We start from the raw sequence: 24111 nt of genomic DNA on the forward strand, positions 1-24111 counted from the left end.
AACGTGGCGGGCGCGGCGGCCAGGAAGGCGTCGTAGTCGGTCGCGCCGGGCAGGGTGGCGGGCGCGCCGTCCAGATCGTGCACGGAAATCACGACCAGGTGCGGGAATTCGGCGCGGGCGCGCTGCGCCAGCTCGGCGTATTCGGTGTCGATGATGAGGGCGCGGGCTTCGCCATGGCCCAGCATGAACAGCACGCTGGGCGTGTCCAGACGCGTGTTCAGCGTGTTGAGCACGGCGCCCAGCATGGGCACGCCGAAGTGCGCCTCGACCATGGCCGGGATGTTCGGCAACATGACGGCCACGGTGTCGCCGCGCTTGATGCCGGCCTGCGCCAGCGCGCCGGCCAGGCGCTGCGCGCGCTCGTAGGTCTGGCGCCAGTTGCGGCGCACCTTGCCATGGACCACGGCGAGCCGGTCGCCGTACACTTCGGCCGCGCGGGCGATGAAGTCCACCGGCGTGAGCGCCTCGTAGTTGGCGTCGCGACGGCCCAGCCCATGGTCGTACATGCTGCTCATTGCTTGTGTCTCCTTCCGGCGCGGCTGCCCGCGCTTGTCAGCGTTGCGCCTTTTTCTGGCGCTGGTTTGTCGGCATTGTCGGAGGATGATCGCGGTCGTCAGTTGACGGCGATCACAGGATCCGCCTTGCCCTAGCTTATCGGCCGCCGGAAAATGGCGTCTGTCACCTGCATGACAGACTGCCCGCCGGCGCGGAAACCTCCAGTTTTACACGGTTCTTCCCATGTCCGATGTTTCAAACATTGTTTCCCCTGAAGAACTTGCAAGGCTCTTCGGGAATTGCGCCTGGTTCGGCGCGCTCGACCCCGCGCACCAGCAGCTGGTGCTGGCCACGTCGCGCGCCGAGCATGTGCCCAACGGCGCCTGGATCGCGCGGCGCAACGCGCCGTCGGATCACTGGCTGGGCGTGCACAGCGGGCTGTTGAAGCTCGCCATCTACAACGAGTCGGGCCGTAGCTGCACGTTTTCCGGCGTGCCGCGCGGCGGCTGGTTCGGGGAAGGCAGCGTGATCAAGCGCGAGCTGCGCAAGTACGACGTGGTTGCGATCCAGCCCTCGCTGGTCATGCTGGTGCCGACCGCCACGTTTCACGCGCTGCTGGCGGCCAGCCTGCCGTTCTCGCATTTCGTCATCAGCCAGCTGAACGACCGCATGGGCGAATTCATCGCGTCGATCCAGAACCACCGGTTGCTGGACGCCGACGCGCGCGTGGCGCAGTCGCTGGCGCAGCTGTTCAATCCGCAGCTGTATCCGTCCACCGACCTGACGCTGGCGATCTCGCAGGAAGAGCTGGGCTATCTGACCGGCCTGTCGCGCCAGCGCGTGAACCAGGCATTGCAGGCGCTGACCGACCAGGGCGTGCTGGCGCTGGCCTACAACCAGATCAAGGTGCTGGACCTGGACCGGCTGCGGCGCTACGGGCTGGATCAGTTGTAGGGGGACGCCGGGGCAGGGCGCGGGCGCTCAGCCGGCCTTTGAGCGGGACAGCGAGCGCACATGGCGCGCGATATGGCGGAATTGCTCGGCCATGGCGTCCTGCTGCGATTCGGGCAGCTGCGACAGGAACAGCTCATCGATGGCCGGTCCGTATACCTTCCACATCTCGCGGCGCAGCGCGCGGCCCTTGGGCGTGAGCCGCGCGTAGGTGGCGCGGCGGTCTTCTTCCGAGCGGAAGCGCTCGACCAGGCCGGCGGCCTCGATGCGATCCATCAGGCGCGTCAGGTTGTAGCGCGCGATCACCATGCGCTCGGCCATTTCGTACATGCGCGCCGTGCCTTCGGGCGCGCGTTCCAGCGCCCACAGCGCGTCGTACCAGGCCAGCGGCGGCAGGTCCGCGGCGGACAGCCGCTTTTCTATCTCTTCCACCACCAGCGCGTGCGCGGTCAGAAAGAGGCTCCAGGCATCGGGCTTGCCTGTGGCCATGCGGTCGGCTCCTTGATTCGTCGATGGGAATGTGCAGCCAGGATTGTAAAGGCGGCGATGCATTGGCGCCGCATTCGCATGCGCGCATCGCGCGCATAGGGGCAGCGCGCACCCGCGCGTCGGATTCCAGCCGTCAAATAATTGCACTTGCAATTGTTTAGAAGTCCTCCTACGATTGCAATTGCACATAATGCAATTGCAATTCACAATGCGAAATGGCGATGACGGACCCGGTCCGGCGCCTTGCTCGCGCCCGACATGGAGGACACACATGGACATGCCGCTGGAACCCACGGACCTCGATCCCCAGGAAACCCGCGAATGGCTGGACGCGATGCAGGCCGTGGTCGCGCACGAAGGCCGGCCGCGCGCGCACTACCTGCTGGATCAGCTGATCGACCAGGACCGCGCTGGCGCGGGCCGCTACGCCGCGCCCAACACCACGCCCTACATCAACACGATTCCGGTCTCGGCCCAGGACGCCTTCCCCGGCGACACCGGCCTGGAGCTGCGGCGGGCCGCCTACCTGCGCGGGAACGCCATGGCCATGGTGCTGCGCGCCGGCAAGCCCTCCGGCGTGGGCGGGCACATCGCCACCTATGCGTCGGCGACCACGCTGTATGAAACCGGCTACCGCCACTTCTTCCGCGCCGCCACGCCCGAGTTCCTGGGCGACATGCTGTACATCCAGGGCCATTCGGCGCCCGGCATCTACGCGCGCGCCTATCTGGAAGGCCGCTTGTCGGAAGACGAGCTGGACCGCTTCCGCCGCGAGATCGGCGGCGGCGGGCTGGCGTCGTACCCGCACCCGCGCACCATGCCGGGCTTCTGGCAGTTCCCGACCGTGTCGATGGGCCTGGGCCCGCTGATGGCCGCCTACCAGGCGCGTTACATGCGCTACCTGGAAGACCGCGAGCTGATCCCCGCGCAGGGCCGCAAGGTCTGGGGCTTCCTGGGCGACGGCGAGCAGGACCAGCCCGAGACGCTGGCCGCCGTGGCCATGGCCGGCCGCGAGAAGCTCGACAACCTGATCTTCGTGGTCAATTGCAACCTGCAGCGCCTGGACGGTCCGGTGCGCGGCAACGCCAAGATCATGCAGGAGCTGGAAAGCGTGTATCGCGGCGCCGGCTGGAACGTGATCAAGGTGGTCTGGGGCGGCGACTGGGACGCGCTGCTGGCCCAGGACCATGACGGTCGCCTGCGCCGCCGCATGATGGAATGCGTGGACGGCGAGTACCAGGTGTTCAAGGCGCGTGGCGGCGCCTATGTGCGCGAGCATTTCTTCGGCGCGGATCCGGTGCTGCTGGAGCGCGTGGCGCACCTGAGCGACGAGCAGATCGGCGCGCTGCATCGCGGCGGCCACGATCCGGCCAAGGTATACGCGGCCTATGCGGCCGCGCTGCGCCACACCGGCAGGCCCACCGTCATCCTGGCCAAGACGGTCAAGGGCTATGGCATGGGCGCGGCCGGCGAGGCGGCCAACACCAACCACCAGCAGAAGAAGATGGCGGATCCGGCCGTGCGCGCGTTCCGCGACCGCTTCTCCATTCCGGTGCCCGACGATCAGCTGGAGCAGATCCCGTACATCAAGCCGGCGCCCGGCAGCGCCGAGCAGGCCTATTTCGACGCCGCCATCCAGCGCGCCGGCGGCCATCTGCCGCGCCGTCCGGCCGGCCCTGGCCCGCTGGCCACGCCGCCGCTGGAGTCCTTCGCCTCGTTGCTCAAGAGCAGCGAGGGCCGCGAGTTCTCGACCACGCTGGCCTTCGTGCGGCTGCTGGGCCAGCTCCTGAAGGATCCCGGCATCGGCAAGCGCGTGGTGCCCATCGTGCCCGACGAATCGCGCACCTTCGGCATGGACGCCATGTTCCGCCAGGTCGGCATCTATTCGCACGTGGGCCAGCTGTACACGCCGCAGGACGCCGACCAGCTCAACGTCTACCGCGAGGACCGCCAGGGGCAGATCCTGCAGGAAGGCATCAACGAGTCCGGCGCCACGGCATCCTGGATCGCGGCCGCCACCGCGCACAGCACGCATGGGCTGGCCACTATCCCGTTCTACATCTTCTATTCGATGTTCGGCTTCCAGCGCGTGGGCGACCTGGCCTGGGCCGCCGGCGACATCCGCGCGCGCGGCTTCCTGCTGGGCGCGACCTCGGGCCGCACCACGCTGGAAGGCGAGGGCCTGCAGCACGATGACGGCCACAGCCACGTGCTGGCCTCGGTGATCCCGTCCTGCCGCGCCTACGACCCGGCCTATGCCTACGAGATCGCGGTGATCGTGCAGGACGGCATGCGGCGCATGTACCAGGAACAGGAAGACGTCTTCTACTACCTGACCCTGATCAACGAAAAGACCGAGCATCCGGCCATGCCCGAGGGCGCCGAGGAAGGCATCCTGAAGGGCATGCACCGCGTGCGCGAGGGCGCGCCGGGCGAGCAGCGGGTGCAGTTGCTGGGCAGCGGCGCGATCCTGCGCGAGGCAATGGCGGCGGCCGATCTGCTGGCGCAGGACTTCGGCGTGCAGGCCGACGTGTGGAGCGTCACCAGCTACACCGAGCTGCGGCGAGAGGGCCAGGAATGCGAGCGCTGGAACCGCCTGCATCCGTTGCAGGACGCGCGGCGCGGCTATGCCGAAACCTGCCTGGCCGCGACCCAGGGTCCGGTGGTGGCGGCGACCGACTACATGAAGACGGTGGCCGAGCAGATCCGCCCCTTCACGGCGGGGCGGCGCTACGTCACGCTGGGCACGGACGGCTTCGGCCGCTCGGACACGCGCCAGGCGCTGCGCGCGTTCTTCGAGGTGGACCGCTACCACATCGCGCTGGCGGCCCTGAAGGCGCTGGCCGACGACGGCATGGCGCCGAGGGAGCTGGCGGCGGACGCCATCCAGCGCTACGGCATCGATCCCGAGGCCGTGTCGGCGGCCTTGCCCTGACGGGAACGGCGGGCCTCAGGCCCGCCGCGCCAGCAGCGCCCAGACGCCGGCGGCCGACAGCAGCGCGCCGCCGCCCAGGTTGAAGCCGCGCTGCGCGCGCGGCGAGGCCAGCAGGCGGCGCGCCTGGCCGGCGAACAGCGCATAGGCGGTGGCGTTCAGGCCGGCACAAACCACGAAGGTGGCCGACAGGATCCACATCTGGCGCACCGTGTCGCCGGCCGGGTCGATGAACTGCGGCAGGAAGGCGACGAAGAAGATGATGCCCTTGGGGTTCAGCGCCGTCACCAGATAGGTGTTGGCAAAGAGCTTCCAGCGCGATCCCGCCTCGCCCGCCTGGGGCAGCGTGGCCGGCGCCACGCCGGCGCGCAGCAGCTTGAAGCCCAGGTACAGCAGGTACAGGCCGCCGGCGGTCTTGACCACGGTGAACCAGAAGGCCGAGGCCGACAGCAGCGCGCCCAGGCCGACCAGCGACAGCAGCAGCGCGGTGGAATCGCCCAGCGCCACGGCCAGCACCAGCGGCAGGCGGGCGCGCCGGCCGTGCGTGATCGAATAGCTGATGACGGTGAGGATGGTGGGGCCGGGCAGCACCAGCAGCAGGGCGGAGGCGCCCAGGAAGGCCAGCCAGGTTTCGAGATGCATGACGGGGACTCCGGGACGGCGACCGCGAGGGTTCGCGGTCAGAGCGGCGGGCGCAGGCCCGCAAGGCGGTTCAGGCTCCGCCGGGAAAGGCCGCCGCCAGGGCGTCCGCGCCTGTGCGGGATCAGCGCGCCGAGCTTAGCATGTACTCCACGGCCGCGCGCAGGGTGGTCTCGTCCGCCGACGAGCCGCCGCGCGGCGGCATGGCGCCCTTGCCCTTGAGCACCGTGGCCAGCAGCGCGTCGGCGCCCTGGGCGGCGTAGGGCGCCCAGGCCTGGCGGTCGCCCAGCTTGGGCGCGTTGGCCACGCCGGACGCATGGCACACCACACAGGCGGACTTGTAGAGCTTTTCGCCGGCGGGGTTGACGGTCTGGGCCGTGGCGTCCGCCCGGGCCGACGCCACGGGCAGGGCGGCCAGCACGGCCAACAGGGCAAGTCTTGCTGCTTGGGTCATGGCATCGGTCCTCGAAGGGCGGTTGCGGGGCGGGCGCGGCTCAGCGCGGGATCGGGCCGGGCGCCTTGATCTGCTTCATCAGGTCGTCGTTCCACTTGCCCTCGACCTTGATGTGCCCGGCCGCGCCCAGCTCGAAGGCCTCGATCAGGTTGTGGTTCAGGTAGGCGTACACGCCCGGCTGCTTGAAGGTGTAGAGCGCCGCGCCCGCCGAGCCGCCACGGATGAACCAGGTTTCCAGGTTCTTCTGCGGCGGGTTGCCGAACTTGCCGGTTTCCCAGACCCAGTCGCCGTGGCCGCCGATCAGGTGCGGGCGCGTGTCGCGGTTGGCCTGCGAATGGATCAGCAGCACGGTCTCGCCGACCTTGGCCGTGAGCGCGTTGGCGCCAGTCAGCGCGCCGACCTTGCCGTTGAAGACGATGTGGGACGGCGTCAGCTTGCGCATGACTTCCACCGTGTCGCCGTAGCTTTCGGCCAGCGTCTTGTAGTCCTTGTACTTGCCCTTCTCGTCCTTGGGGATGTAGAGGTCGAACTCGCCGATGGTGTAGGCGCGGTCGTAGCGCAGCGGCTTGCCCTCGGGATCCTTCAGGCCGTCGCGCGGCAGCACCATCAGCGTGCCGCTCATGCCGGACACCACGTGCCAGGGCACCATGCCCTCGGGCGCGCAGTGGTAGACGAAGGTGCCGCTGCGGTCGGCCTTGAAGCGCAGCGTGGCCTGCTCGCCGGGGTTCACGTTGGTCAGCTTGGCGCCGCCCAGCGCGCCGGTGGCGGCGTGGAAGTCGACGTTGTGCGGCATGGCGTTGGTGGCGGGATTGACCAGGGTCAGCTCCACATAGTCGCCCTCGTGCACCACCAGCGTGGGGCCGGGCATGGAGCCGTCGAAGGTCATGGCCTGCAGCGTGGTGCCCTTGTCGTCGATCACCATCTTCTTTTCCTCGATGGTCATGGTGAACTCGACCACCTTGGGGCCGCCTTTGGCCACCTGCTCATGCGGGTGGACTTGCGGCGGGGCGACCAGGGCGACTTTGGCGCGGGGCAGCTGGTCGGCGTTCTGGGCATGCGCCAGGCTGGCGGGCAGCGTGACGATCAGGGCCGCGGCAAGCAAAGTGGGGCGGAAGGCTTTCATGTGCAACTCCTGTTTTCGGTTTCCTCAACAGCCGTTCGAGCCGGCGCTTTCATTGAAGGCCACGCGGGCCGCCCCTTCTTTGCTGTAGCGCAAACTGCGGGGCAGGACGCGCCCGGGCGCGCATTGCCAGCGCAGGGGGGCGATGCCACCATGGAACCGTGCCCACCTCGACCCGGACGGACCGCGATGCCCACGCCCTTGTGCCATGCCCTCCTGCGCAACCTGGACCTGTTCCGGCCCTTGTCCGAGGCGGAATTGCAGGCCGCCTTGCTCGGAGCCCAGCCTTGCCGGCTGGACGCGGGGGCGGCGGCGTTCCATCAGGGCGAGCCGGCCGCGCACTTCTTCGTGCTGCTGCACGGCTGCCTGAAAGTGACGCAGGTCACGCCGGACGGCGAACAGGTGCTGGTGCGCTACGTCAATCCGGGCGATCTGTTCGGCCTGGCGCGGGCCATGCGCCAGGCCTGCTATCCGGCCTCGGTGCTGGCGGTGCAGGAAAGCGTCTGCCTGGCCTGGCCGGCGGCGGCCTGGGATGAATTCGCCGCCAGCCATCCCCGGCTCAACGCCGCCGCGCTGCAGACCATGGGCCGGCGGCTGCAGGACGCGCACCTGCGCATCCAGGAACTGTCCACCGACGAGGTCGAGCAGCGCGTGGCGCGCGCCATGCTGCGCCTGTTCGAGCAGTCGGGCCAGCCGGTGGCCGACGGCATCGGCATCGGCTTTCCGATCACGCGGCAGGACATCGCCGAGCTGACCGGCACCACGCTGCACACGGTCAGCCGGCTGCTCAACGACTGGAAGCAGCGCGGCATCGTCGACTGCGGCCGCAAGCGCGTGGTGCTGCGTTCGCCGGCGGCGCTGGCGCGGCTGTCGTCGGCGGCGCCGGCCGGGCTGCGCGACTGCGCGGGCTGCCTGTCCTGTACCGATGGCGTGCCTCCTGTCCCGCCGGCGGTGGTGGCGATCGCAAGCGCGCCCGCCTGACGGCGACGCGCCTTGCCGCCGCTTCGCACGGCTCGGCGCGTGATGGCCGCGCGGGGTCAATCCTCCAGCACCAGCCGCAGGCCCAGGTTGGCCGGCGGCAGGCCCACCGAGCAGGCCCCGCTCTTGGGGTCGCGGATGAAGTCCGGCAGATAGGCGATATGCCGGCCGGCGGCCACGCGGATGCCGCAGTTGCCCGCCTCCTGTCCGGCTTCGCCGGGCGCCGCGTCCAGCACGCGGCGCGTGTGGCAGTCGCTGGTCCAGTCCCACACGCTGCCGGCCATGTCCTGCAATCCGGCCGGATTGGCGCCGTGGCCGCCGAAGGGTCGCAGCTCGACGGACTCCCCCGCCTGCGCGCGCCGCGCCTGCTGGTCGTATTCGGCCAGCCAGCGCTGCGCCGGATCGCCGTCGTCGGCTGACGGGGCGAGCGCATCGTCGATGAACGCCGGGCCGGCCGCGTAGACCCATTCCGCATAGGTCGGCAGCCGCAGCTGGCGGCCCGTGGCGGCCGAGAGCCAGGCGGCATAGGCCGAGGCGTCGCTCCAGCTGATGCCGGCGGCCGGCATGTCCGGCGCCGTGGCGTCGCGCTGCGCGGGGTCGGGTGTCCTGCAGCCGCCGGCGCGCACGCAGGCCGCGTACTCGGCCTGGCTGACCTGGCGCGTCATGATGGCAAGGCCGTTCGGAAAGCGCGCCGTCAGCGGCGCGGGCGTCACCGGATAACCCTTGCGCTGCGCCTCGCCGGGCGGCGTGTACGAGACCTCGCCCGGCGGCAGCCGGCTCATCGGGGGCAGGGGAGCGCGGGACCGGTCGCCGCCGCAGGCGGACAGCGACAACAGCAAGGCCAGGACCAGCGGGCGGGCGTGCATGCGTAAGCTCCTCGACGCCCGGAGCCGGCAGGCTCCGGCGCATGCGGATATTGGACCCGGTGTCAGGGCCGGCCTCTTTGCGCTGGCGCAAGTTGGCGCAGGCAGGGCAACGCCCGCGCCGGAAACGCAAAGGCCCCGCCGGGGACCATGTCCTCGGCGGGGCCGGCGGCTTGCGTGTCGCCGCCGGTTCCGGCGTCAGCCGCGCGCCGGACGGGTCTGCAAGCCGGGCTTGGGCGCGGCCGGCTTGCCGCTGGCCAGGCCCAGGATCACCTGCGCCACCAGCGCCAGCGCGCCCAGCAGGAACACCACGTCGCCGAAGGTGCGGCCCCAGCGCAGGGCTTTCAGGATGTCCTGCTGCATGAAGGCTTCGCTGCGCGCGTACCACATGCCTTCGCTGACGCTGGCGTGGAACTGGATCAGTCCGGCCGGCAGCAGGCTGGTGAAGATCATCAGCGCCAGGCCGATGTTCAGGCCCCAGAAGCCCAGCTTCATCAGGCCGGGATTCAGCGCGTATTGCGGACGGATGTAGCGCAGCACCAGCAGCGTGAAGCCCAGCGCCAGGAAACCGTACACGCCGAACAGGGCCGCGTGCGCGTGGACCGGCGTGGTGTTCAGGCCCTGGATGTAGTACAGCGAGATCGGCGGGTTGATCATGAAGCCGAACACGCCAGCGCCCAGCATGTTCCAGAAGGCCACGGCCACGAAGCACATCAGCGGCCACTTCAGGTCGGCCATCCAGGGCGCGCGGGTCTTCAGGCGCCAGTTTTCCCAGGCCTCGTGGCCCAGCACGATCAGCGGCACCACTTCCAGCGCCGAGAAGCTGGCGCCGATGGCCATGACCGGCGTGGTGGTGCCGGCGAAGTACAGGTGGTGGAAGGTGCCGGGGATGCCGCCCAGCATGAACAGCGAGGCCGAGGCCAGGCTGGCCGTGGTGGCCATGCGCCGCGACACCAGTCCCAGCGTCGAGAAGATGAAGGCCAGTGCGGTGGTGGCGAAGACCTCGAAGAAGCCCTCCACCCACAGGTGCACGATCCACCAGCGCCAGTACTCCATCACGGTCAGGTGAGTGCGTTCGCCATAGAAGAAGCCGGCGCCGTAGAACAGGCCGATGGCGCCGACCGAGGCGGTCAGGAGCGCCAGCAGGTTCTTGTCGCCGCCGGGCTGGCGCAGCGCGGGCACGATGCCGCGCAGCATCAGCACCAGCCAGAAGCAGATGCCGGTGAACTTGCCGATCTGCCACAGCCGGCCCAGGTCGACGTATTCATAGCCCTGGTGGCCCAGCCAGAAATTCAGCTCGGGCGGCATGATCTGCGCGATCGCCAGATAGTTGCCGGTGAACGAGCCGACCACCACGACCACCAGCGCCCAGAACAGGATGTCCACCCCGATCTTCTGGAACTTGGGATCGCGTCCGCCGTTGATCAGCGGCGCCAGGAACAGGCCGGCGGCAAGGAAGCCCGTGGCGATCCAGAACAGCGCGCTCTGGATGTGCCAGGTGCGCACCAGCGAATACGGGAACCACTGCGACAGGTCCAGGCCGTAGAACTTCTGGCCCTCCACCGTGTAGTGCGCGGTGAAGGCGCCCAGCAGCACCTGCAGGCCGAACAGCGCCACCACCAGGAACAGGTACTTGCCCAGCGCGCGCTGCGACGGGGTCAGCGCGAAGGTGCTCAGCGGATCCTGCCTGGGCGCCTCGGGCTCGTCTTCCTCCTTGCCGCGCAGGAAGGCCCAGGCCCAGATCAGCAGGCCGATGCCGGCCAGCAGCACCACCACGCTGATGATGGACCACATCACGTTCTCGCTGCTGGGCACGTTGCCGATCAGCGGCTCGTGCGGCCAGTTGTTGGTGTAGGTGACCTTGGCGCCCTCGCGCTCGGTGGCGGCGGCCCAGGCGGTCCAGAAGAAGAAGCGCGTCAGCTGCTCGCGCCGGCCGGCGTCGGGCAGGGTGTTTTCCTTCATCGCGAAATGCTCTCGGCTGGTGTGCAGCGCGGGCGCATCGGAAAACAGCTGGTCATAGTGGGCGGCGGTCTGGGCGATGGCCCGCGCGCGGCGCGCGCTGACCGTCAGCACCTCGTCCGCGTTGACGCGGTTGCCACGGTACTCGGCCTTGAGGGTTTCGCGCAGCGCGGCCTGGGCCGGTGCGGGCAGTTCGGCGTAGGGCTGGCCGTGCGCTTCGCGCGCGGCCAGGTCCAGCCAGGCGCTCAGCTCGCGGTGCAGCCAGTCGGCCGTCCAGTCCGGCGCCTGGTAGGCGCCGTGGCCCCAGACCGAGCCCAGCTGCATGCCGCCCACCGACTGCCAGGCGGTCTGCCCGTCCAGGATGTCGTTGCGGCCGAACGGGCGTTGCCCGTGGGCCGCGCCCACGGCCTGCGGGATGGGCGGCGCCTGCCGGTAGACTTCGCCGCCGTAGAAACCGAGCAGCGAGAAAGTGACCGCCAGCACGGCGATCAGCGTGAACCATAGTTTTCGGTATGGGCCCATTTTGGGTACACCCTCCAGATGTTGCAGTTGATGGGTGCAGGGACAGACGCGAAATCCGTGCCAGGGGAAAGGGCCCGGAAAATCAGGGGCTTGCGGATGGCAGGGTGATTCTTACCCTGGCCGAAATGGGTTCGGATTACCCTGGAACGGTGTTTTTCACCACCAGGAGGACGTTCGCGCCGTTTCGGAGGGGCAGGATGGCGACTGGTGCAAAATACGGCTTTTCCCTGACAGTGACAGCGGCCCTCGCGGGGGCCGCGCAGAGGACACCATGGCATTCGATTTCGACCTGTTTGTGATTGGCGCCGGTTCCGGCGGCGTGCGCGCGGCGCGTTTCGCGGCCGGCTTCGGCGCGCGCGTGGCGGTGGCGGAAAGCCGCTACCTGGGCGGCACCTGCGTCAACGTGGGCTGCGTGCCCAAGAAGCTGCTGGTCTACGGCGCCCACTACAGCGAGGACTTCGAGCAGGCCGGCGGCTTCGGCTGGAGCACGGGCGAGCCGTCCTTCGACTGGCCCGCGCTGATCGCCAACAAGAACCGCGAGATCGAGCGCCTGAACGGCATCTATCGCAACCTGCTGGTCAACAGCGGCGTGACGCTGCTGGAGGGCCATGCGCGCATCAAGGATCCGCACACCGTCGAGATCAACGGCCAGACGCACACGGCCGAGCACATCCTGGTGGCGACCGGCGGCTGGCCGCAGGTGCCGGACATCCCCGGCAAGGAACACGCCATCACGTCCAACGAGGCCTTCTTCCTGGAAGCGCTGCCGCGCCGCGTGCTGGTGGTGGGCGGCGGCTACATCGCCGTGGAATTCGCCTCCATCTTCAACGGCATGGGCGCGCGGACCACGCAGATCTATCGCGGCCCCATGTTCCTGCGCGGCTTCGACCAGGGCGTGCGCGAGCACCTGCGCGACGAGCTGACCAAGAAGGGCATCGACCTGCGCTTCAACGCCAACGTCGCCCGCATCGACAAGCGCGCCGACGGCACGCTGGCGGCCACACTGGAAGACGGCTCGGTGGTCGAGACCGACTGCGTGTTCTTCGCCACCGGCCGGCGCGCCATGCTGGACAAGCTGGGCCTGGAGAACACGGCGGTCAAGATCGGCAAGAACGGCTTCATCGAAGTGGACGAGGAATTCCGCACCGCCGAGCCGTCCATCCTGGCCATCGGCGACGTGATCGGCCGCGTGCCGCTCACGCCGGTGGCGCTGGCCGAGGGCATGGCCGTGGCGCGCCGCCTGTTCCGCCCCGCCGAGTACCGTAAGGTCGACTACGCGCTGATCCCGACGGCGGTGTTCAGCCTGCCCAACATCGGCACGGTCGGCCTGACCACCGAGCAGGCGCGCGAGGCCGGCCACGAGGTCAAGCTGTACGAAAGCCGCTTCCGGCCGATGAAGCTGACGCTGACCGAGTCGCAGGAAAAGACGCTGATGAAGCTGGTGGTGGACGCGAAGACGGATCGCGTGCTGGGCGTGCACATGGTCGGGCCCGATGCCGGCGAGATCGTGCAGGGCATGGCCGTGGCGCTCAAGGCCGGGGCGACCAAGCAGGTATTCGACGACACCATCGGCATCCATCCGACCGCGGCCGAGGAGTTCGTGACGATGCGAACGGCGGTGGCGTAGGCGAACGGGGCCAGCCAACGGCGGGTGACAAGGCCGACAGGCTGGTCGCGAGGCGAGGCCGGGCGCCAGAAAAAACGCCTGTTCCGATACAGATTTCCGATATCGTCGACGCTTCCTGATTTCACGCGTCCGCCGCCAATCCGCCATGCCCGACCTCGCCAACCTCCTGACCTTCGCCCTGGTGGCGCTGGGCATGGTGCTCACGCCCGGCCCCAACATGATCTACCTGGTGTCGCGCTCGATCTCCCAGGGCCCCAAGGCCGGGTTGATCTCCCTGGCGGGCGTGGCCGTGGGCTTCATCTTTTACGTGGGTTGCGCGGCCTTCGGCATCACGGCGCTGTTGATGGCGGTGCCTTATGCCTACGACGCGTTGCGCTACGCCGGCGCCTTGTACCTGTTCTACATGGCCTGGCAGGCCGTCAGGCCCGGCGGCCGTTCGCCGTTCCAGGTGCGCGAACTGCCGCGCAGCTCGCCGCGCACGCTGTTCACCATGGGGCTGGTGACCAATCTGCTCAATCCCAAGATCGCCGTCATGTACGTGTCGCTGCTGCCGCAGTTCATCCAGCCCGACCACGGCAGCGTGCTGACGCAGTCGCTGGCGCTGGGCATGACCCAGGTCGCGGTGAGCCTGTCGGTGAACGCGTTGATCGCGCTGATGGCGGGTTCCATTGCCGGCTTTCTCGCCGGCCGGCCCCTGTGGATGGTGGCGCAGCGCTGGCTGATGGGCACCGTGCTGGCCGGCCTGGCCATGAGGATGGCGCTGGAATCGCGGCGCTGATCCGTGCCGCGGCGCGCGCCCGGCGCGCTCGCGGTGTTTGCGCTAATGGTGATTAAACATCACCAATTGCTCGCACAAAATGTCGACCCGGACGTGGGCGGCCGTTGCTACGATCGCCCCTTTGCTGGCGCGTCCCGCGCCCGCGATCACGTCAGATCGAGGCGGCATTCCCCATGAGGCATCCCTCAGGCCCTAATTCAGCATCACCCGTTCCGCGCCAGGTTGAGCTGGTGCTGCTGCGTCACGGTGAAACCGAATGGAGCCGCCTTGGCCGCTATGCCGGCCTGACCGACCTGGCCCTGACCGCCGACGGCCAGGCATCCGCCCGCGCGTTGGGACCCCGGCTGGCCCAGGGCAACTACGACCGCATCGTGTCCAGCCCCTTGCAGCGCGCCCGCAGCACGGCCGAGCTGCTGGCCCTGGGCGAGGTGACGCTGGATCTGCGGCTGGTCGAGCGCGACTACGGCGACTACGAAGGCAAGACCACCGCCGAGATCCGCGCCGACGCGCCGCACTGGCATGTCTGGACCGATCCCGTGCCCAACGGCGAGACGCTGGCCGCCATGACCCACCGGGTCGACAGTTTCATCCGCGACGTGCGCCAGTCGGCCGACCGCCGGGTGCTGGCCGTGGCGCACGCCCACCTGATCCGGCTGGTGGCCGCGCGCTGGCTGGGGCTGGAGCCGGCGCAGGCGGCCCTGTTCCGGCTGGGCACGCTGGGCATCGCGCATCTGGGCTGGGAACGCGAGCGTCCCGTCATGCTGAGCTGGAACGCATGAGCGCCGCCGGCTACGCGCTGCTGTGGGACTTCGACGGCACGCTGGTCGATTCCGGCGAGTTGTGGCGGCGCAGCGAATACACCTTCCTCAATGCCCGCAAGCTGCCCTGGAATGACGCGGCCAGCAGGCGGCTGCTGGGCGGCAACCTGGAGCTGGCGGCCCATGTGATGGCCGAGGTGACCGGCGTCCGGTTCTCGGTCGACGAGTTGCGGCGCGGCCTGGGCGACGCCGTGCGCGACGCGCTGTCGCGGCATGTGCCGTGGATGCCCGGCGTGCGCGGCCTGTTGCGCGAGCAGCATCAGCGCGGCTTGCGCTCGGCCCTGGTGACGTCATCCTACGCGGCCATCGTGCGCACGGCCCTGGAGCAGTTGGCGTATGCGCCGTTCCAGTCCTGGGTCACGCGCGAGGACGTGGAGCGGCCCAAGCCGGATCCGCAGCCTTACCGGCTGGCGCTGGAGCGGCTGGATATCGCCGCCGAGGCGGCGCTGGCCATCGAGGATTCACCCGCCGGCGTGGCGTCTGCGCTGGCGGCGGGCTGCCATGTGCTGGCGGTCGGGCCGGATCTGCGCGAGCTGGCGCAGGGCCATGAGCGCGGCGGCGCGCTGGCGCAGGTCGACAGCCTGGCCGGCCTGACGCTGGACGCCGTGCTGGCGCGCTTTCCGCGCCTGACGGCGCGCGCCGGCTGAGGATTCGCACCCGCCATTCCGTTATTCCGCTATGCCCGGGCGTTCTTGCCGGCCGGCCGCTGGACGGACGAGTCCTGTTAGTCCTGTTCCAGCCGCGCTTCCCGCGCCAGCCTGGCCAGGCGCTTGACCAGCGCCGGAAAACGTTCGGCGCCGGTGTTGCCGTAGCCGATCACCAGTCCGTTGTCCTCGGGCAGCGGCGAGACGGCGAAGGACGACAGCGCGTTGGGGCTCATGCCCGCGGCGCGCGCCTGTTCCGCGATCCGCGCATCCGGAAAGCAGGGCGGCAGGCGCACCGTCAGGTGCAGGCCGCTGTGGCCGCCCAGCACTTCATGATCCACGTCCATGTGCGCCGCGAGCGCGTCGCGCAGCGCCGCCTGCCGCTCGCGGTACAGGCGCCGCATGCGTCCCAGGTGGCGCGAGAACTGGCCGTTCTCGATGAAGGCCGCCATGGTCAGCTGCTCCAGCCGGTGGCCGCCGCGCAGCATTTCGATGATGGACGGCGTGGCGCTGGCCGCCAGCGCGGGTGGCAGCACCAGGAAGCCCAGTCGCAGCGCCGGGAACATGGTCTTGCTGAACGTGCCCACGTACAGCACCGGGGCGTCCGGCAGCAGTCCCTGCATGGCGGCGATGGGTTCGCCCTGGTGGCGGAATTCGCTGTCGTAGTCGTCCTCGATGATCCAGGCGCCGGCCCGGCGCGCCCGTTCCAGCAGGTCCAGCCGGCGCGCCACCGACAGCACCGCGCCGGTCGGATACTGGTGCGTGGGCGTGGCCTGGATCAGGCGCGGCGGCTTGCGCCAGGCCTCATCGGGGATGGCCAGGCCGTCGGCGTCCACGCGCATCGGCACCACGTCCAGGTCGCCGGCGTGGAAGGCGGACTTGGCGCCGCGATAGCCGGGTTCCTCCAGCCAGGCGGTGTCGCCGGGATTGGTCAGCAACTGCACGCACAGCGCCAGCGCGCCCTGGGCGCCCTCGGTGATGACCACGTGCGAGGCGTCGCAGCGCACCCCGCGCGAGACGCGCAGGTATTGGGCGATGGCGGCGCGCAGCGCCGGCTCGCCCATCGGATGGCCGTAGCCCAGCGTGGCGAATGGCGCGGCCTGCAGCGCGCGGTCCTGCGCGCGGCGCCAGGCGTTGACGGGGAACTGGTTCAGCGCCGGCGTGCCCGGCGTCAGCGGCAGGGCGCCGTCGTTGGGCACGCGGGTGGAGGCGATGCGGCCCAGCCGCGTGGCGGTGAAGGCCGCCGGCGGCGGCGGCTCGGCCTGCCGAGCGGCGCTGGCCGCGGCGGCCGACAGCGGCGCCACGCGCGTGCCCTGGCGGTCGGCCACCACATAGCCTTCGGCCGTGAGCTGCTCGTAGGCGATCAGCACCGTGTTGCGCGAGATCTCCAGCTCGTCGGCCAGCGTGCGCGAGGACGGCAGTTTGCCGCCGGCCGGCAGCTGGCCCGCCAGGATGGCCTGCTTGAGCCGCTGGATCAGTTGGCGCTGGCGCGGCGCGGCGCCATGGCCGCGCGCCAGCGGGCTGGAGAGCAGGGCGTGGGGAAGATTCATGGCTCTATCGAATTCAATGACCGTGGCGCTTTTTATGATGCCACGATTCCTTTATCTTGCGCATATGCCGAACGCGTCCGCCACCGGCGGCGGCGCGGGCCAAACCGGAAGAGGCGCCACGCGATGCAAGCCCGAGTCAATGCTTTCCAACAACCCATCGGCGCCGACGTGGCGGACTGGACGGCGCGTCCGCGCCCGCCGCTGACGCCGGCCGTGGGCCGCTACTGCCGGCTGGAGCCGCTGTCGGCGGCGCGCCACGCCGCCGAGCTGTACCAGGCCTTCAGCCAGGCGCAGGACGGCCGCGACTGGACCTATATGTCGGTCGGCCCCTTCGCCAGCGAGGCCGAGTACCGCGCCTTCGCCGAGCGCGCCGAGGCCGGGCAGGATCCCTTGCACCACGCCGTCATCGACCTGGCCAGCGGCAAGGCCGTGGGCACGCTGTCGCTGATGCGCATCGACCCGGCCAACGGCGTGATCGAGGTAGGTTTCGTCAGCTTTTCGCCGCTGCTCAAGCGCACGCGCATTTCCACCGAGGCGCAGTTCCTGCTGATGCGGCGCGTGTTCGACGAGCTGGGCTACCGGCGCTACGAATGGAAGTGCGACAGCCTCAACGCGCCGTCGCGCACCGCCGCCGCGCGGCTGGGTTTCGAGTTCGAGGGCGTGTTCCGCCAGGCCGTGGTCTACAAGGGCCGCAGCCGCGACACGGCCTGGTTCTCCATCATCGACAGCGAATGGCCGGCGCTGCGCGCGGCCTACGAGCGCTGGCTGAGCCCCGGCAACTTCGACGCGGAGGGCGGACAGCGCGTCGGCCTGGCCGAGCTGATCGTGCGGGAGCGCGCCGCTTGCGCTTGATCCCCGTGGCGCTGGCCCTGTTCTGGGGGCTGAACTGGCCGGCGGTGAAGATCAGCCTGTCGCTGCTGCCGCCGTTCACGCTGCGGCTGCTGGGCCTGGGCAGCGGCGCGCTGCTGCTGTTCCTGCTGGCGCGGCTGCGGCGCGCCGACATCCTGCCCGCGCGCGCCGCCTGGCCCGGCATCGTGGCCGGCGGCCTGCTGTCGATCGCGGTCTTCAACCTGGCCGTGGCCTGGGCCCAGCTCAGCACCAGCACCGCCCGCGCGGCGGTGCTGACCTTCACCATGCCGATGATGTCGGCGTTGCTGGCCCGCCTCGTGCTGGGCGAGCGGCTGGATGGCCGCCGAGCCCTGGCGCTGCTGCTGGGCGGATTGGGCGTGGCGGTGCTGGCCTGGCCGGCGCTGAGGGCGGCGGCGTCCGGCACGGATCCGTCCGCGCTGCGCGGACTGGTGTTCCCCTTGACCGCCGCCTTCGGCTGGGCCGCCGGCACGGTCTGCCTGAAGCGCTGGCCCGCGCCGGGCGACCGCGCCGTCGTCACGGCCTGGCAATTGTCGATCGGGGCGCTGTGCGCGCTGGCCGGCATGCTGCTGGCGGGCGAATCGTTTCCGCTGCAGGGCTGGAGCGCCCGGGTCGCGGGGGCGCTGACGTTTCATATCGTGCTGGGCACGGCGGTGGCGTACTTGCTGTGGTTCGTGCTGAGCGAGCGCATCAGCGCGACCACGGCGTCGCTGACCACGCTGGCGGTGCCGGTGGTGGGCGTGCTGGGCGCCATGGCGCTGGTGGGTGACCGGCCTGCCGCCCAGGACTGGTGGGGTTTCGCGCTGGTGCTGGCGGGCGCGGCGCTGACGGTACTGGGATCGGTCGGCGCGGCGGCGCGCCGCGCCTGAGCCGGCCAGAGCGCGCGGGCGTTGACGTCGTCCGCGCGGGCCGGCGTCAGCGCGTCCGGCCGCGCAGCTTCTCGCGCAGCAGCGCCGAGCCGCTGACCAGCAGGATGCCGCCCAGCACCAGCAGCGCGCCCAGCACGAAGGCCGCGTCCAGCGGTTCGTCCAGGATCAGCACGCCGAACGACACGCCGAACAGCGGCGTCATGAACGACAGGATCGACAGGCGCGACGCCAGGTAGCGGCGCAGCAGCCAGAACCAGGCCAGATAGCTGGTCAGCGCCACGGCCACGGCCTGGAACGACACGCTCAGCACCGCAGCGGCGCTGTAGCGGAAACCGGCCTGGCCGGTGGCGGCGGCATAGGCCAGCAGCAGCACGGCGGCCACCGCCATCTGATAGAACAGGGTCTTGGCGGCCGGCGCTTCCGACAGCGCCGTCTTGCGGATCAGCACCGTGGTCGCGCCCCACAGCAGGCCGGCCATCAGTCCCATCGCATCGCCCAGCAGCATGTTGCTGGCGGCCTGCTGGCCGCCCTTGCCCAGGAAGGCCACGGCGATGCCGGCGAAGGCGATCGCCACGCCCAGCCATTGCAGCGGCGTCAGGCGCTCTTCCGGCAGCAGCCAGTGCAGGCCCAGCGCGGCGAACACCGGCGCGGTGTACAGGAACACCGACATGTGCGAGGCCGTGGTGTAGAGCAGGCCCTGCGCCACGAACAGGAATTCCACGGCGAACAGCAGGCCCACCGCCAGTCCGGCCGGCGCGGTGCCGTCGGCCAGCGCCCGCGTGCCGGCCTGGCGCCACATCACGACGCCCAGCACCAGCGCGGCGAAAGCCGAGCGCAGGCCGATCTGCATGATGGGCGCCACGTCGGCCGCCACCAGCTTGATGGCGATCTGCTGGAAGCCCCAGCACAGGCACAGCAGCAGCATGGATCCCGTGGCCAGCGCGTCCAGCGGACGGCGCGGGGCGGGGGCCGTCACGGCAGTTCCGCCGGATAGCTGTCCAGGGCCAGGCTGATCTGCTGGCGCAGGTCCCATTCGGCCAGGCTGGCCTGTACCGGACCGTAGAAGGCGCCGTCGCGCACCAGGAACATGGACGGCAGGTGGAAGACTTCATAGCGCTCGACCAGGCCGCCGTTCTCGCCAGCGTCGATCCAGCACACGCGTTGCACCGGCGGCAGTTCCAGCCAGGGCAGTTCCTGGCGCGCGATGCGGCAGGTGCCACAGGTGCGGCTGTGGAACACCAGCAGGGACAGGCCGGGCGTGTCCAGCAGATAGCGGTCGGCGTTGCCGTCGTTCAGTTCGATCTGGTCCATGGTCGCAAGAGGCGGGCGCGGCGAGGGCGCGATGCCGCACATTATGGCAGCGCGGGGGCCGGCCATGCCGCATAACCCGGACGCGGCCGGGGACTCAGGCGCGCGCGACGAGGCTGGCGTGATCGGAGCCGCGTGGAATCGCCGTCGCGTTCAGCGCGAGGACAGCACCCGGTCCAGCTCCAGCACCGTCTCGTACAGCACGCGCGTGCCGTCCAGCAGCTGCGATGGCTCGATCCATTCTTCCGGGCAATGGCTGCGGCCGTTCAGGCAGGGGATGAAGATCATGCCGGCCGGGCCGGTGGGCGCCATGTACATGGCGTCGTGGCCCGCGCCGCTGGGCAGGCGCATGGTGTCGTAGCCGAGCCGGCCGGCGGCGGCCTGCACCGCGTCCATCACCAGCGGCGCGCAGTCGGTGGGCCGGGCGCGGCTGAGTTCGATGAAGCTCGCGCTCAGGCGCAGCGCCTTGAGATCCTCGGCCACGCCGGCCATCAGGGTCTCGGGGAACGCGTCCAGCACCGCGTCGCTGTCGCTGCGCATCTCCAGCGTCAGCTCGACGCGGCCGGGCACGGCGTTGGCGGCGTTCGGCGTCAGGGACAGCCGACCCACGGTGGCGACCACGTAATGGGGCTTGCCGCTGGCCGCGCTGGCCTGGCGATGCGCGCCGTCGATGATGCGGGCCGCGCCGACCAGCGCGTCGCGGCGGATGTCCATGGGCGTGGTGCCGGCGTGGTCGGGCTGGCCTTCGACCGTGATCTGCACGCGGCGGATGCCGACGATGTTGGTGACCACGCCGATGGGCAGGCCGCGCGCTTCCAGCACCGGGCCCTGTTCGATGTGCAGCTCGACGAAGGCGGCGGTGCCGCCGGCCGGGCGCAGCGGCGCGGTCAGCGCGGCCGGGTCGCCGCCGATGCGGGCAATGGCCTGCGCCAGGGTTTCGCCTTCGGGATTGCGCGCGGCCAGCATGGCCGCGTCGAGCTTGCCGCTGAGCGCGCGGCTGCCGACGCAGGAAATGCCGTAGTCGCTGGGCTCCTCGGACAGGAAGTCGATGACCTCGAAGGGATGCTTGAGCGCGATGCCGTGCTCGTTCAGCGTGTGCGCGACCTCGATGCCCGCCAGCACGCCGATGATGCCGTCGTAGCGGCCGCCGCTCAGCACGGTGTCGCAGTGCGAGCCGGTGACGATGGGCTTGCGCGCGGGATCGCCGCCGGCGCGCGCGCCGACCAGGTTGCCGCCGGCGTCCAGCCGCGTGGCAAGGCCGGCGGCCTGGAACTCCTGGCGCAGCCAGGCGCGCGCTTCATCGAACAGCGGCGAGAAGGCGCGCCGCGTCCAGGGCTGGCCGGGCAGGGTGTAGCGGGACAGGGTTTCGACGCGGGACCACAGACGCTCGGCGTTCAGCGGCGGAAAGGCGGGGGCAGGGGTGGCGGGCATGAGGCTTCCAGATGACGCTCGGCCGATTATGGCACGCAGGTCCGCGGCGGCCGCGCGCGCCTTCGCGCATGGGCCGATGCGTGGACGTCAGGCCGCGCGCGCCACCAGCCCCAGGCGCTCGCGCCGCGTCCAGCGCTGCACCATCAGCACCGCCACCACGGTCAGGCCGATCGCCAGCCCGCTCCAGATGCCCACGCCGCGCCAGCCCGCCTCGAAGGCCAGCCAGGCGCCGCTGGGCAGGCCCACGCCCCAATAGCCGATCGCGGCGTAGACCATGGGCACGCGAGTATCGTGCAGGCCGCGCAGCATGCCCGCGCCCAGCACCTGCGCGCCGTCGACGATCTGGAATATCGCGGCCACGGCCAGGTAGCCGACCGCGAAGCCCAGCACGCGGGCGTTGGCCGGGTCACGCACGTCCATGAAAGCCGACACCAGCAGATAGGGCACCGTGACCATCAGCAGCGCGGCGATGGCCATGGAGCCGATGCCCAGCACGAACGCGCTCCAGCCCGCGCGCGCCACGCCGGACGCATCGCCGGCGCCCTGCGCGTGGCTGACGCGCACGGTCGCGGCCTGAGCCACGCCGTAGGGAATCATGAAGGTCACGCTGGCGATCTGGATGGCGATGGCGTGCGCGGCCAGCTCCGCTTCGCCCAGCCAGCCGATCAGGAAGGCGGCGGCGTTGAAGATGGTGACCTCGAAGGCGGTGGCCACGCCGATGGGCAGGCCCAGCTTCCAGAACGCGGCCAGCCGTTGCCAGTCCGGTTGCAGCAGATCGCCGAACAGCCGGTAGCGGCGGAAGCGTCGGTCGCGCAGCACCACCAGCGCCAGGCCCAGGAACAGGCACAGGCTGGCCAGCGCGCTGGCCACGCCCGCGCCGACCAGCCCGAGGGCAGGCGCGCCCAGGTTGCCGAACACCAGCACCCAGTTGCCGAACACGTTGAACCCGATGCCCGCCACCGCCACGATGAAGGCCCAGCGCGGCTTTTGCAGCGCGGCCAGGAACGAACGCAGCACCAGGAAGCCCAGGAACGGCGGCATGGCCCAGAGCAGGGCGCGCAGGTATTCGCCGGCCAGCGCCGCCAGCTCGGGCGGTTGGCGCAGCAGCAGCAGGATCTGTTCGCCGTGCCACAGCGCCAGGCAGCCCGGCAGCGAGATCAGCACGGCGGTCCACAACCCCTGGCGCACCGTCAGCCGCACGTCGCGCACGGCGTTGCGCCGCGCGCCTTCCGCGCGCGCGGCCATGGGCGCGGTGGCGCTGACCAGGCCCAGCGCGAAGAAGGCGATGGCCGAATACAGGTTGGCGCCCAGCGCGCTGGCGGCCAGCTGCTGCGAGCCCAGGCGGCCGATGAACATCACATCGGTGACGGTCATGGCGATCTGGGCCAGGTTGCTCAGCACCAGCGGCAGGGCGAGCATCAGCGTGGCGACGATTTCAGGTTTCCATGCGCTGCGGTTCGGCATGGGTTGGGGCGGGGGCATGCGCATCCTTGGGTACTTCCTTGCGGCAACCCCGAATCTTAATCGTTGCCCGCGCCGGCGCCTGTCATGCCCGCGCCGCGCCGGTCGGGACGCTCGCGCAGCAGGCTGGCCGCCGCCGCCGCGCCGGCCAGCGTGATGACGATGAGCGCGTGCAGCAGCCAGCGGAACGCGTCGTCATAGGCCTGCGGCAGCAGCGCCGCGGCGTGTGGATTCAGTGCCAGCGCGCCGGTCAGATTGCCGGCGGCCAGGTATTGCGCCGAGGCGGCGACCTGCGACAGGCCGTCGATGGCGTCCAGCCGGTGGCGGATCAGGCCGGCCAGCAGCGCGTTGACGCTGGCCAGCGCGATGCCTTCGCCGGCGACGCGGGTGGTGCTGAAGATGCCGGCGGCCATGCCGGCGCGTTCGGGCGGCGCCACGCTCATGGCCAGGCCGTCCATCAGGCCCCAGGGCAGGCCGGCGCCCGCGCCGATCAACAGCATGGGCCAGACGGCGGCCAGCGCCGAGGCGCGGATGTCGACCGCGCCGAGCCACCACAGGCCGGCGGCGGCCGCGAGCAGGCCGAGGGCCGAGATCAGGCCGGGCGAGACGCTGCGGGCCAGCCACGCGGCCACGCTGGGCATGAACAGCATGGGCAGGGACAGCGCGGCCGTGGCCAGCCCGGCCTCGATTTCGCCGAGGCCGTCGATGCCGATGAAGCGCATCGGCATCAGCACCAGCAGCACCACGTAGCAATAGCAGGTCGCCACCGGCAGCGCCTGCACGCCGACGAAGCGTGGATGGCGGAACAAGGACAGATCCAGCATGGGCCGCGCGACGCGGCGCTCGATGCGCACGAACAGCAGCGCGCACAGCAGGGCGCCGGCCAGCGGCGCCAGCACGCGCGCGTCCGTCAAGTCGCGGCCGGGCGCTTGCAGGATGCCCCAGGTGAGCAGGGCCAGCGCGGCGGTGAAGCCGAACGTGCCGCGCCAGTCCAGGCCGGCCGCCCGAGGGTCGCGCGATTCGCGCAGCGTGGGCGCGGCGATCGCCAGCGCGACCGCGCCGACCAGCGCGCTCGACAGGAACACCGCCCGCCAGCCCAGTGTGTCCAGCAGTGCCCCGGCCAGCACCGGCCCGGCGGCCAGACCCACGCCGAAGCTGGTGCCGAGCAGGCTGAAGGCGCGCGTGCGGCCCTGGTCGGGATAGGCCTGGCCCAGCGCCGCCGAGCCGCCGGCCAGCGCGGCGGCTGCGGCCGCGCCCTGCACGGCGCGCAGCGCGTCCAGCCAGATCGTGTCGGGCGCCAGGCCCAGCGCCAGCGACATCAGCACGAACAGACCCACGCCGCCCAGGAACACGCGC

22 protein-coding genes are annotated in these 24111 nt (G+C 70.6%); 9 read left to right on the forward strand and 13 right to left on the reverse strand.

Translation table 11 applies throughout. The annotated features are described in order from the left end of the window. Positions 1–515 (reverse strand): AMP-binding protein (locus tag KDH83_RS17705; protein ID WP_212318239.1); only part of this gene is annotated, 515 nt, incomplete at its 3' end. A 223-nt stretch (positions 516–738) separates the two neighbouring features. On the opposite strand from KDH83_RS17705, the gene KDH83_RS17710 reads away from it, so the two are divergent. Then, a complete protein-coding gene (locus KDH83_RS17710) occupies positions 739–1449 on the forward strand; it encodes a Crp/Fnr family transcriptional regulator (protein ID WP_212318241.1) in 711 nt (236 codons plus the stop codon). Positions 1450–1476: 27 nt separating this feature from the next. On the opposite strand, the gene KDH83_RS17715 is transcribed toward KDH83_RS17710, so the two are convergent. Further along, positions 1477–1935 carry a MarR family transcriptional regulator gene (locus KDH83_RS17715; RefSeq protein WP_212318243.1) on the reverse strand — a complete coding sequence of 153 codons (459 nt, stop codon included), beginning with the start codon at positions 1933–1935 and terminating at the stop codon, positions 1477–1479. A gap of 271 nt (positions 1936–2206) precedes the next feature. Between KDH83_RS17715 and aceE the strand changes: the two genes are divergently transcribed. After that, entirely contained in the window at positions 2207–4870 is a 2664-nt protein-coding gene (gene aceE, locus KDH83_RS17720; protein WP_212318245.1) for a pyruvate dehydrogenase (acetyl-transferring), homodimeric type, read from the forward strand. A gap of 15 nt (positions 4871–4885) precedes the next feature. Here aceE and KDH83_RS17725 read toward each other — a convergent pair whose 3' ends face one another. The 3 genes from KDH83_RS17725 to nirK all read right to left on the reverse strand — a co-directional run bounded on the left by KDH83_RS17725 (position 4886) and on the right by nirK (position 7083). Further along, on the reverse strand, positions 4886–5509 hold the full coding sequence (locus KDH83_RS17725; protein WP_212318247.1) for a LysE family translocator: 624 nt from the start codon (positions 5507–5509) through the stop codon (positions 4886–4888). Between the two features lie 121 nt (positions 5510–5630). Then, the gene (locus KDH83_RS17730) at positions 5631–5960 is read right to left on the reverse strand and encodes a c-type cytochrome (protein ID WP_212318249.1); all 330 of its coding nucleotides are present in this window, start codon (positions 5958–5960) and stop codon (positions 5631–5633) included. 40 nt (positions 5961–6000) lie between these two features. Beyond that, a complete protein-coding gene (gene nirK / locus KDH83_RS17735) occupies positions 6001–7083 on the reverse strand; it encodes a copper-containing nitrite reductase (RefSeq protein ID WP_212318252.1) in 1083 nt (360 codons plus the stop codon). Positions 7084–7269: 186 nt separating this feature from the next. Here nirK and KDH83_RS17740 point away from each other — a divergent pair, with 186 nt between their 5' ends. Next, positions 7270–8061 (forward strand): Crp/Fnr family transcriptional regulator, encoded by a 792-nt coding sequence (locus KDH83_RS17740; RefSeq protein WP_212318254.1) that lies wholly within the window; start codon positions 7270–7272, stop codon positions 8059–8061. Positions 8062–8117: 56 nt separating this feature from the next. On the opposite strand, the gene KDH83_RS17745 is transcribed toward KDH83_RS17740, so the two are convergent. Both KDH83_RS17745 and KDH83_RS17750 read right to left on the reverse strand, forming a co-directional pair. Continuing rightward, positions 8118–8924 (reverse strand): SUMF1/EgtB/PvdO family nonheme iron enzyme, encoded by an 807-nt coding sequence (locus tag KDH83_RS17745; protein WP_212318257.1) that lies wholly within the window; start codon positions 8922–8924, stop codon positions 8118–8120. 195 nt (positions 8925–9119) lie between these two features. Next, positions 9120–11402 (reverse strand): nitric-oxide reductase large subunit, encoded by a 2283-nt coding sequence (locus tag KDH83_RS17750; RefSeq protein ID WP_212318259.1) that lies wholly within the window; start codon positions 11400–11402, stop codon positions 9120–9122. Between the two features lie 271 nt (positions 11403–11673). On the opposite strand from KDH83_RS17750, the gene gorA reads away from it, so the two are divergent. The 4 genes from gorA to KDH83_RS17770 all read left to right on the forward strand — a co-directional run bounded on the left by gorA (position 11674) and on the right by KDH83_RS17770 (position 15272). Further along, positions 11674–13029 carry a glutathione-disulfide reductase gene (gorA, locus tag KDH83_RS17755; protein ID WP_212318261.1) on the forward strand — a complete coding sequence of 452 codons (1356 nt, stop codon included), beginning with the start codon at positions 11674–11676 and terminating at the stop codon, positions 13027–13029. Between the two features lie 145 nt (positions 13030–13174). Next, the gene (locus KDH83_RS17760) at positions 13175–13807 is read left to right on the forward strand and encodes a LysE family translocator (RefSeq protein ID WP_212318263.1); all 633 of its coding nucleotides are present in this window, start codon (positions 13175–13177) and stop codon (positions 13805–13807) included. Positions 13808–14037: 230 nt separating this feature from the next. Then, positions 14038–14586, forward strand: a complete 549-nt coding sequence (locus KDH83_RS17765) for a histidine phosphatase family protein (protein ID WP_212318265.1) — start codon at positions 14038–14040, stop codon at positions 14584–14586. Beyond that, complete coding sequence (locus KDH83_RS17770) at positions 14583–15272, forward strand: HAD family phosphatase (protein ID WP_212318267.1); 690 nt, start codon at positions 14583–14585, stop codon at positions 15270–15272. Before KDH83_RS17765 ends, KDH83_RS17770 begins: the two co-directional genes overlap by 4 nt. 77 nt (positions 15273–15349) lie before the next feature. Here the strand turns inward: KDH83_RS17770 and KDH83_RS17775 are convergent, their stop codons facing one another. Further along, entirely contained in the window at positions 15350–16819 is a 1470-nt protein-coding gene (locus tag KDH83_RS17775) for a PLP-dependent aminotransferase family protein (protein ID WP_212318269.1), read from the reverse strand. Between the two features lie 123 nt (positions 16820–16942). Here KDH83_RS17775 and KDH83_RS17780 point away from each other — a divergent pair, with 123 nt between their 5' ends. Then, entirely contained in the window at positions 16943–17671 is a 729-nt protein-coding gene (locus KDH83_RS17780) for a GNAT family protein (protein ID WP_212318271.1), read from the forward strand. Beyond that, the gene (locus tag KDH83_RS17785; protein ID WP_212318273.1) at positions 17662–18555 is read left to right on the forward strand and encodes a DMT family transporter; all 894 of its coding nucleotides are present in this window, start codon (positions 17662–17664) and stop codon (positions 18553–18555) included. Before KDH83_RS17780 ends, KDH83_RS17785 begins: the two co-directional genes overlap by 10 nt. A gap of 46 nt (positions 18556–18601) precedes the next feature. Here KDH83_RS17785 and KDH83_RS17790 read toward each other — a convergent pair whose 3' ends face one another. From KDH83_RS17790 to KDH83_RS17810, 5 genes are all read right to left on the reverse strand, one after another. Next, positions 18602–19531 carry a DMT family transporter gene (locus KDH83_RS17790; protein WP_212318275.1) on the reverse strand — a complete coding sequence of 310 codons (930 nt, stop codon included), beginning with the start codon at positions 19529–19531 and terminating at the stop codon, positions 18602–18604. Then, positions 19528–19866, reverse strand: a complete 339-nt coding sequence (locus tag KDH83_RS17795) for a thioredoxin family protein (protein ID WP_103276425.1) — start codon at positions 19864–19866, stop codon at positions 19528–19530. Before KDH83_RS17795 ends, KDH83_RS17790 begins: the two co-directional genes overlap by 4 nt. Positions 19867–20016: 150 nt before the next feature. Then, positions 20017–21294, reverse strand: a complete 1278-nt coding sequence (locus tag KDH83_RS17800; protein WP_212318277.1) for a Zn-dependent hydrolase — start codon at positions 21292–21294, stop codon at positions 20017–20019. An 87-nt stretch (positions 21295–21381) separates the two neighbouring features. Continuing rightward, entirely contained in the window at positions 21382–22776 is a 1395-nt protein-coding gene (locus KDH83_RS17805) for an MATE family efflux transporter (protein ID WP_249205182.1), read from the reverse strand. Positions 22777–22814: 38 nt separating this feature from the next. Continuing rightward, a partial coding sequence (locus tag KDH83_RS17810; protein WP_212318279.1) for an MFS transporter occupies positions 22815–24111 on the reverse strand: 1297 nt, incomplete at its 5' end.

Source organism: Achromobacter sp. Marseille-Q0513 (assembly GCF_018195695.1).
Taxonomy (GTDB): Bacteria; Pseudomonadota; Gammaproteobacteria; order Burkholderiales; family Burkholderiaceae_B; genus Achromobacter.

Excerpts from the sequence above, each read along its gene's own strand:
- KDH83_RS17770 (WP_212318267.1), top strand. The coding sequence starts at position 14,583 with ATGAGCGCCGCCGGCTACGCGCTGCTGTGGGACTTCGACGGCACGCTG.
- KDH83_RS17710 (WP_212318241.1), top strand. The coding sequence starts at position 739 with ATGTCCGATGTTTCAAACATTGTTTCCCCTGAAGAACTTGCAAGGCTC.
- KDH83_RS17800 (WP_212318277.1), bottom strand. The coding sequence starts at position 21,294 with ATGCCCGCCACCCCTGCCCCCGCCTTTCCGCCGCTGAACGCCGAGCGT.
- KDH83_RS17715 (WP_212318243.1), bottom strand. The coding sequence starts at position 1,935 with ATGGCCACAGGCAAGCCCGATGCCTGGAGCCTCTTTCTGACCGCGCAC.
- KDH83_RS17760 (WP_212318263.1), top strand. The coding sequence starts at position 13,175 with ATGCCCGACCTCGCCAACCTCCTGACCTTCGCCCTGGTGGCGCTGGGC.
- KDH83_RS17750 (WP_212318259.1), bottom strand. The coding sequence starts at position 11,402 with ATGGGCCCATACCGAAAACTATGGTTCACGCTGATCGCCGTGCTGGCG.
- gorA (WP_212318261.1), top strand. The coding sequence starts at position 11,674 with ATGGCATTCGATTTCGACCTGTTTGTGATTGGCGCCGGTTCCGGCGGC.
- aceE (WP_212318245.1), top strand. The coding sequence starts at position 2,207 with ATGGACATGCCGCTGGAACCCACGGACCTCGATCCCCAGGAAACCCGC.
- KDH83_RS17740 (WP_212318254.1), top strand. The coding sequence starts at position 7,270 with ATGCCCACGCCCTTGTGCCATGCCCTCCTGCGCAACCTGGACCTGTTC.
- nirK (WP_212318252.1), bottom strand. The coding sequence starts at position 7,083 with ATGAAAGCCTTCCGCCCCACTTTGCTTGCCGCGGCCCTGATCGTCACG.
- KDH83_RS17795 (WP_103276425.1), bottom strand. The coding sequence starts at position 19,866 with ATGGACCAGATCGAACTGAACGACGGCAACGCCGACCGCTATCTGCTG.
- KDH83_RS17745 (WP_212318257.1), bottom strand. The coding sequence starts at position 8,924 with ATGCACGCCCGCCCGCTGGTCCTGGCCTTGCTGTTGTCGCTGTCCGCC.
- KDH83_RS17775 (WP_212318269.1), bottom strand. The coding sequence starts at position 16,819 with ATGAATCTTCCCCACGCCCTGCTCTCCAGCCCGCTGGCGCGCGGCCAT.
- KDH83_RS17780 (WP_212318271.1), top strand. The coding sequence starts at position 16,943 with ATGCAAGCCCGAGTCAATGCTTTCCAACAACCCATCGGCGCCGACGTG.
- KDH83_RS17730 (WP_212318249.1), bottom strand. The coding sequence starts at position 5,960 with ATGACCCAAGCAGCAAGACTTGCCCTGTTGGCCGTGCTGGCCGCCCTG.
- KDH83_RS17725 (WP_212318247.1), bottom strand. The coding sequence starts at position 5,509 with ATGCATCTCGAAACCTGGCTGGCCTTCCTGGGCGCCTCCGCCCTGCTG.
- KDH83_RS17805 (WP_249205182.1), bottom strand. The coding sequence starts at position 22,776 with ATGCCCCCGCCCCAACCCATGCCGAACCGCAGCGCATGGAAACCTGAA.